This is a genomic window from Janthinobacterium sp. UMAB-56 (assembly GCF_900095265.1).
Classification (GTDB): Bacteria; Pseudomonadota; Gammaproteobacteria; order Burkholderiales; family Burkholderiaceae_D; genus Janthinobacterium.
Genome location: NZ_LT607661.1, coordinates 78,901 through 87,681 on the forward strand (window position 1 = coordinate 78,901; position 8,781 = coordinate 87,681).

Below are 8,781 nucleotides of genomic sequence, written 5' to 3' on the forward strand. Positions count from 1 at the left end.
TTTTCGCGTTTTTTTTGACAGGACGATTGTGCTGGTATTTCGACGTGTTTGCGATGTTGTCTTGCTGTTGTGTCTATTGTTGGGTGGCCAGGTCGCGGCGGCGCCTGCGCCCACCCTGCGTTTCGAGCAGCTCAGCGTCGACCAGGGCCTGGCGCAGGAATCGGTGCTGGCCATCGCCCAGGACCGGCAGGGCTATATGTGGTTCGGCAGCCAGTCTGGCCTGAGCCGTTACGATGGCTACCGCATGGTCGTCTACAAGAATATCGAGGGCGACAAAACCAGCCTGGTCGACAACTGGGTCGGCGAACTGCATGTCGATAGCCAGGGCCAGCTATGGGTGGGCACCGACAATGGCCTGGACCGCTTCGATGCCGCCAGCCAGACTTTCATCCATTATGCGCCGGCCGAAAAGAGCAAGCGCGGCAACGGCAACCGGCATATCCACGCCATTCTCGACGATGGCGCGCGCGGCTTCTGGATCGCCACCTCGGACGGCTTGCAGCATTTCGATCCCGCCACGGGCGCTTTCCGCACCTGGCACCACGAAGAGGGTAACCCGCACAGCCTGGGCGACAATGAAATCAAGGCGCTGGCGCTGGACGCGCAACAGCGCCTGTGGATAGGCACCGTGACGGGCCTGGACATGCTGGCGCCGGGCAGCGAGCGCTTCGAGCACTTTGCCGTCGACAAGGAGCCAGGCTCGAAGTACAACGTGATCCAGTCGCTGCTGATCGACCGCCAGCAGAATCTGTGGATCGGCACCATGGCCGGCGCCGAGCGCTGGCGCCTGGGCGGTGCTGGCCAGGCGCCGCAGGCACGCGTGCGTTTCGGTGAGAAAAATGGCTTCTCCGCCATCCGCGTCGCCAGCCTGTACCAGGATGTCGACGCCACTGTCTGGCTGGGCAGCAATGCCGATGGCCTGTTCCGCTGGCTGCCCGGGAGCGACAGCTTCCTGCAGTACCGCCACCAGACGGGCGATAAATTCAGCCTCGCCGACAACCAGCTGTCGTCGCTGTACCGCGACCGCGCCGGCACCTTCTGGGTCGGCTCCTGGTACAACGGCGTGAGCCGGGTCGATCTGGGCAGCGGTGGTTTTTCGCGCATGGCGCGCGCACCAGGCGATGTGGGCGCGCTGGCGGACAAGAAGGTGCGCGCCGTGGCCGACGCGGGCAATGGCAAGCTGTGGCTGGCCACCAAGGGCGGCCTGAAACTGTATGACACGCGCGACGGCAGCGCGCGGCTTTTCGACCTGCGCAGTGCGCCCGGCATGTCGCGCGACGAGCAGGTCACCACCCTGTACAAGGCGCCGGACGGCGTCCTGTGGGTGGGCGGCTCGACGGGCTTGCACCGCTTCGATCCGGTACTGGGGCGCTTCTCCACCATGCGCTTTGCCGCAGGCGACCCGAACAGCGATACCATCCGTAATATCGTCAGCGACCGCAGCGGCATGCTGTGGGTCTCGACGCGGGGCGGCGTGCACCGTTTCGACCCGTCTAGCCGGCGCTTTACCACCTACCGCCACGACCCTGCCGATCCGAACAGCCTGTCCGACAACATGGTGCGGCCGGTGCTGGAAGACGGCAAGGGGCGATTGTGGATAGGTTCCTTCCACGGCCTGGACTTGCTCGATCGTGCCAGCGGCCACTTCCGCCATTTCCGCCACGATCCGCAAAACCCGCATAGCCTCAGCCACGACGAAGTGCATTTCCTGCACGAGGACAAGCGCGGCGTGCTGTGGGTGGGCACGGCGAATGGTTTGAACCGCATGGATGTCGATGCCAAGGGCGAGATTCGCTTCCGGCGTTTCCTGCGCAAGGATGGCATGGCCGACGATGCCGTCGCCAGCATCCTCGGCGACGACAACGAGCAACTGTGGCTAAGCACGAATAGCGGCATCACGCGGCTCGACATGCGCAGCGGCCTGTTTCGCAACTACGACAGCGCGGATGGCACAGTGGAAGGTTCCTACTTCGATGGTGCGGCCCTGCGCGCGTCCGATGGCATCATGTATTTCGGTGGCTTTAACGGCATGACGGCGTTTGTGCCGCAGGATATCCACGACAACCGCGTGCCGCCGCTGGTGGCCATCACGCAGCTGCAGATCTTCAATAAACCCGTGGTGATCGGTCGCGGCGAGTTCGCGCACGTGCTCAAGGCGGCCATCGACCATACGCGCAAGCTGGTGCTGACCAGCCGCGAAAGCGTCTTTTCGCTGGAGTTCGCGGCCCTGCATTTCGCCGCACCCCAGCGCAATATGTTCGCCTACCGGCTCGAAGGCTTCGACCAGGACTGGGTCATGACGGATGCGGGGCGGCGCTTTGCCACCTACACCAACCTCGATGCCGGCAACTACGTGTTTCGCGTCAAGGCGGCCAACAAGGACGGCGTGTGGAACGAGAGCGGCGCCACGCTGGCCATCACGATTTTGCCGCCAGTCTGGAAAACCTGGTGGTTTCGCACCCTGATGGCGGCGCTGCTGCTGGGGGCCGTGTATGTCGCCTACCGGCAGCGCGTGCGCGCGCTGCGGCATCAGCAAAACGAGCTGGAAAAGCAGGTCAGCGAACGCACGGCCGAGTTGCAGAGCAAGGAAATCGAAGTGCTGGCCCAGTCGGAAAAGCTGGCGCAAGTCAACAGCAGCCTGACGAAAAACGAGGAAAGCCTGCGCCTGGCCAAGCGCAAGGCCGAAGATGCGACGCGCCAGAAGTCGGAGTTCTTGGCCAACATGAGCCACGAGATGCGCACGCCATTGGCCGGCGTGATCGGCATGCTGGGCTTTGCCCTGCGCGACGAGCAGCTGCACGACGCCACGCGCGAGCAGATACTGCGCGGCCAGGCCAATGCCCAGTCGCTGCTGGTGATCATCAATGACTTGCTCGATTTTTCCAAGATCGAGGCGGGCAAGCTGAGTATCGAAAACATCGATTTCGCGCTCGGTGCGGCGATCGAGACGGTCGTCAGCCTGTTCGAGGAGCAGGCGGCCGCGCGCAGCATCGGTTTCTCCATTGACTTCGCGCCCGACCTGCCGCCCTTCGTGGTGGGCGACCCGACCCGTTTGCGCCAGGTGCTGGTCAACCTGGTCGGCAATGCCTTCAAGTTCACGCAGCGCGGTGGCGTCAGCGTCTGCGTCGAGCGGGCCGGCGTGGCCAGCGGCAGCGGCGGACGCAAGGTCAACCTGATCCGCTTTACGGTCAGCGACAGCGGCATCGGTATCGATGCGGAAGCGATGGGGCGCCTGTTCCAGAAGTTCGAGCAGGCCGACGCCAGCACCACGCGGCGCTACGGCGGCACGGGACTGGGGCTGGCGATCTGCCGCCAGTTGGTCGAACTGATGGAGGGCGAGATCGAAGTGGCCAGCACACCGGGGCAGGGCAGTACCTTTGCCTTCACCTTGCCGCTGGCCGACGGCGTGGCGCCGCCGCTGGTGCCGCAGGTGGCGCTGGCGCCGCACAGCCACCAGCTGCGCGTGCTGTGCGCGGAAGACTTCCCCACCAACCAGATCATCATCCGTGTCATGCTCGAAGAGCTGGGGCATAGAGTCGACGTAGTCGCCAACGGCGTGCTGGCGGTGGCGGCCTGCGTGCATACCCGCTATGACCTGATCCTGATGGACGGGCGCATGCCGGAGATGGATGGCGCCACGGCGACGCGCCTGATCCGCTTGGGCGGCTGGCCTGACCAGCCCGTGCGCGATCAGGAACTGATGATCGTGGCCCTGACGGCGAATGCCAGCGAAGAAGACCGCAGCCGCTATCTTGGCGTCGGCATGGACGATTTCCTCAGTAAACCGGTGGACGAGGCGGCGCTGCACGGCTTGCTGGCGCGCGCCATCGAGCGCCAGTTGCAGCGTGGTTTCATGTTGCCGCGCATGCCGTCGAACGCGCCGCGCGGGGCCGCGCCGGGGCAGGCAGAACTCGATGCCTTGTTCGGCATCGCACCGGCAGTGCCCGTCGCGGCGCCTTCCCCATCCATTCGCAGCAGCGAACTGCAGCGGCGCATCCGCGTCGCTTTCGTCGCCGACCTGGAGGAGCGCTTGCGCGAACTCGATGCCGCCCTGGCTGTGCAGGACAGTGACAATGCCGGGCGCCTGCTGCATGGTTTGAAAGGTAGCGCCGCCTATCTCGATGAAATGCAGCTGCACATGCTGTGCACGGACATGGAAGAGGCGGCGGACGGCGGCCGCTGGACGCAGGTGGCCTTGCATTTGCCGCAATTGCGCGCACTGTTGGCGCAAATAGCCGTTACGGACAATGAGATGTAAAATAGGCAATGCTGGCCATCGAGCGCACGGCGAAACTGGATAGAATACGGCCAGGCCCCTGGCGCTGCCGGCAATGGAGAAAGCAATGAAAGTACTGGTGGTTGACGATGATGTCGTGTCGCGCATGGTGTTGATGCATCTGATCGATAGCTGCGGCGTGCACGATATCGTGGAAGCCGAGGATGGCGCGGCGGCGTGGGAGCAGCTCGAAGGCGGCTTGCGCCCCTCGCTGTGCTTTTGCGACTTGCGCATGCCGCGCCTGTCCGGCATGGAGCTGCTGCAGAAAATCCGCTCCGACAGCGCGCTCGACGCCATGCCGCTGGTGCTGGTGCTGGTATCGTCGGCCAATGATACTGACACGGTGCGTGATGCCGTGCAGGCCGGTGCTGCAGGCTACATCGTCAAGCCTTTCCAGCCGGAGCAGGTGCGCCAGCATATCGACGCCTGCTTCGACGTGTCGGCCTTGCCGGCCGAGGCGCCGCGCGACACGCTGCAGCGGCTGGGCATCGATGGCGAACGCCTGCAGGCCTATCTGACGGGCTTCCAGGGACAGATAGTCGCAGCCAGCGAACAGGTCGACGCCTTGCTGGCGCGCGGCGAACCGGCCCAGGCGCGCCAGCAGCTCGAACGGCTGCACCTCGGTTGCCGCACCCTGGGCTTGCATGGCGCGGAGGCTGGAATGCTGGCCCTGCTGCAGGCAGCGGTGCTCGATGGCGACCGGATGCAAACGGCACTGACAGCGCTGGCGCGCAGCGTGGCACAGCAGGTGCGATTGCTGCGGCAGCACGACGGCACTGCCTGACTCTGCCTTTTTCTGCTTGCCGGAAAAATACTTTAGGTTTAAAGTATCTACTTCCGGGCCTTGTGCACGCGCCCGTCACCAGCCAGGATGAGCATGAGCAGCGACCCTTCGCCTAGCACCGCAACTCCCCGGGACGATTTTGCGCGCACGCATTTGCCGCCGCGCGCACTCTGGCCGCAGCTATGCCTGGACTTGCCCGAGCTGCAGTATCCGCCGCGCTTCAATTGCGTCGCCGTGCTGCTCGATGCGGCCGTTGCCAGCGGTGGTGGCGAGCGCACCGCCATCCTTGCCGACGGCCAGCGCTGGACTTACGCGCAGCTGGCGCGGCAGGTTGACCGCATTGCCCACGTGCTGCGGACGGACCTGCGCCTGATCCCCGGCAACCGCGTGTTGCTGCGCGGCGCGAATACCCCCATGATGGCGGCCTGCCTGCTGGCCGTGCTGAAAGCCGGCTGCATCGCCGTGCCCACCATGCCACTGCTGCGTGCGCGTGAACTGTCTACCATCCTGGCCAGGGCGCAAGTGAACGCCGTGCTGTGCGCGCAGGGCTTGCGCGGGGAATTCGATGGCATACCGGGCTTGCCTGCCATGCTGTGCTTTGGCGCCGATGGCGCGCAACTGGAACAACGCATGTCGGCCCACGATGCGCCCTTCGCCGCATGCGACACGGCGGCCGACGACGTCTGCCTGATCAGCTTTACCTCGGGCACGACGGGCGTCCCCAAAGGCACCATGCACATGCACCGCGACCTTCTGGCCATTTGCGACTGCTTTCCCCGTTCCATGCTGCAGGTGCGCGCCGACGATATCTTCATCGGCACGCCGCCGCTGGCCTTCACCTTCGGCCTGGGCGGCTTGCTGCTGTTTCCCCTGCGCTTTGGCGCGGCCACCGTACTGCTGGAAAAACTCACGCCCGACGGCTTGCTGCGCGCCATCGGTGCATACCAGGCCACGATCTGCTTCACGGCGCCCACCTTTTACCGCCAGATGGCGCCCCTGGTCGCGCAGCACGATGTGCGCAGCCTGCGCCTGTCCGTGTCGGCCGGTGAGGCGCTGCCGCTGGCCACGCGCGACGCCTGGCAGGCGGCGACGGGACTGGCCATGACGGACGGCATCGGCGCCACCGAGATGCTGCACATCTTCATTTCCGCCACGGGCGAAGGCATCCGCCGCGGCGCCATCGGCCAGGCCATTCCCGGCTACCAGGCTTGCATCGTCGACGACGCTGGCGTGCCGCAGCCGCCCGGCGTGACAGGCCGCCTGGCGGTGAAAGGCCCTACGGGCTGCCGTTACCTGTCCGACCCGCGCCAGCGCGAGTATGTACAGAACGGCTGGAACCTGACGGGCGACACCTTCGAGATGGACGTTGACGGCTATTTCTATTACCGCTCGCGCAGCGACGACATGATCGTCTCGGCCGGCTACAACATCGCCGGCCCGGAAGTGGAAGATGCGCTGCTGCGTCATCCTGCCGTGGCCGAATGCGGGGTGGTTGGGCGCGCCGATGCCGAACGTGGCCAGATCGTCGAAGCGCATGTGGTGCTGAAAGGTGGCTGCCAGGCCAGCGACGCGCTGGCGGCCGAACTGCAGGACTTCGTGCGCCAGCAGATCGCCCCATATAAATATCCGCGCGCCATCCGCTTCCTGCCTTCCCTGCCGCGCACGGAAACGGGCAAGCTGCAGCGCTTCAAACTTCGCACGGACACCCCATGAATATCGTCTGCATCGGCGGCGGCCCCGCCGGCCTGTATTTCAGCCTGCTCATGAAAAAGCAGAACCCCGCGCATCGCATCACCGTCATCGAGCGCAATCGCCCGTACGACACGTTTGGCTGGGGCGTGGTGTTTTCCGACCAGACCCTGGGCAACCTGGCCAGCGCGGACGAGCCGACGGCGCGCGCCATCCTGCAGGCGTTCAACCACTGGGATGATATCGAGATCCACTTCAAGGGCGAGACCGTGCGCTCTGGCGGCCATGGTTTTTGCGGCATCGGCCGCAAGCGCCTGCTCAATATCCTGCAGGCGCGCTGCGAGGAGCTCGGCGTGCAACTGGTGTTCGAGACGGAAGTGCAGGATGACCAGGCCATCGCGCGCCAGTACGGCGCCGACCTGGTGATCGCCAGCGACGGCTTGAACAGCCGCATCCGCACGCGCTATGCGGCCAGCTACCAGCCCGAGATCGAGCAGCGCCATTGCCGTTTCGTCTGGCTGGGCACGCGCAAGAAATTCGAAGCCTTCACGTTTGCCTTCCGCCAGACGCCATATGGCTGGTTCCAGGCGCATATCTATCAATATGACGGCGATACCTCGACCTTCATCGTCGAAACGCCCGAACACGTGTGGCGCGCTGCTGGACTCGATGCCATGAGTCAGGAACAGGGCATCGCCTTTTGCGAAGCGCTGTTCGCCGAGGAACTCGATGGCCATGGCCTGCTGAGCAATTCGCCGCACTTGCGCGGTTCCGCGCAGTGGATCACCTTCCCGCGCATCGTCTGCCGGCAATGGGTGCACCGGCAGGATGGCGTACCCGTCGTGCTGATGGGCGACGCGGCCCACACGGCGCATTACTCGATTGGCTCCGGCACCAAGCTGGCGCTGGAAGACGCCATCGAGCTGGCGCGCTGCTTCGGCCAGCATGCCGATACTGATGCTGCGCTGGCGGCCTACCAGCAGCTGCGCGCCATCGAGGTGCTCAAAATCCAGAGCGCGGCGCGCAATTCCATGGAATGGTTCGAGAACGTCGAGCGCTACAGCGCCATGGAAGCGCCGCAGTTCGCCTATTCCATGCTCACGCGCAGCCAGCGCATCTCGCATGAAAACCTGCGCCTGCGCGATTCTCAATATGTGGCCAGCTACGAACGATGGCTGGCGCGGCGCGCGGCCGAACAGGCAGGCGTGGCGATGGCGGACGAGGCCGTGCCGCCCATGCTCACGCCCTTTCGCCTGCGTGGCGTGTTGCTGAAAAACCGCATCGCCGTCTCGCCCATGGCGCAGTACAGCGCCGTCGATGGCGTGGCGGGCGACTACCATGTGATGCACCTGGGGGCGCGCGCCATGGGCGGCGCCGGTCTGGTGTTTGCCGAGATGACGTGCGTATCGGCCGACGCACGCATCACGCCCGCCTGCCCCGGCATGTATAGCGAAGCGCACACGCAGGCGTGGCGCCGCATCGTCGATTTCGTGCATGCCAACAGCGACGCGAAGATCGCCCTGCAACTGGGGCACGCGGGCGCGAAAGGCTCGACGCGCCCCATGTGGGACGGCATCGATCTGCCGTTGAAGGAAGATAACTGGCCGCTGATCTCGGCTTCGGAACAGCAGTACCTGGCCGGCGTGTCGCAAACGGCCCGCGCCGCCACGGAAGGCGACATGGCGCGCATCGAGCAGGATTTCGTGCGCGCCACCCTGGCCGCTGCCGTCGCCGGTTTCGACTGGCTGGAACTGCATTGCGCGCATGGTTATTTGCTGTCGAGTTTTATCTCGCCGCTGACCAACCGCCGCACGGACGAATATGGCGGCAGCCTGGAAAACCGCTGCCGCTATCCGCTGCGCGTGTTGCGCGCCATGCGCGCCGCCTGGCCGCAGGATAAACCCATGAGCGTGCGCATCTCGGCCCACGACTGGGTCGAAGGCGGCATCACGCCCGACGATGCCGTCGTCATCGCGCGCCTGTTCAAGCAGGCGGGTGCCGACCTGATCGACTGCTCCTCGGGTCAGGTCAG

At 65.2% G+C, this 8,781-nt stretch carries 4 protein-coding genes; all 4 read left to right on the plus strand.

The window, feature by feature from the left end; all coding sequences use genetic code 11:
- The first annotated feature begins 61 nt into the window (after positions 1-61).
- Positions 62-4,258 carry a two-component regulator propeller domain-containing protein gene (locus K0F85_RS19030; protein WP_219117520.1) on the plus strand — a complete coding sequence of 1,399 codons (4,197 nt, stop codon included), beginning with the start codon at positions 62-64 and terminating at the stop codon, positions 4,256-4,258.
- 85 nt (positions 4,259-4,343) lie between these two features.
- Positions 4,344-5,060 (plus strand): response regulator, encoded by a 717-nt coding sequence (locus K0F85_RS19035; protein ID WP_219117521.1) that lies wholly within the window; start codon positions 4,344-4,346, stop codon positions 5,058-5,060.
- 93 nt (positions 5,061-5,153) lie between these two features.
- On the plus strand, positions 5,154-6,773 hold the full coding sequence (locus tag K0F85_RS19040; RefSeq protein WP_219117522.1) for an AMP-binding protein: 1,620 nt from the start codon (positions 5,154-5,156) through the stop codon (positions 6,771-6,773).
- Positions 6,770-8,781, plus strand: a 2,012-nt coding sequence (locus K0F85_RS19045; RefSeq protein WP_257572884.1) for a bifunctional salicylyl-CoA 5-hydroxylase/oxidoreductase, incomplete at its 3' end; no start/stop codon positions are given. The genes K0F85_RS19040 and K0F85_RS19045, both read left to right, overlap by 4 nt.

Bases quoted from the DNA above. Each gene is read 5' to 3' on its own strand.
- K0F85_RS19040 (WP_219117522.1), top strand. From the start codon at position 5,154: ATGAGCAGCGACCCTTCGCCTAGCACCGCAACTCCCCGGGACGATTTT.
- K0F85_RS19035 (WP_219117521.1), top strand. From the start codon at position 4,344: ATGAAAGTACTGGTGGTTGACGATGATGTCGTGTCGCGCATGGTGTTG.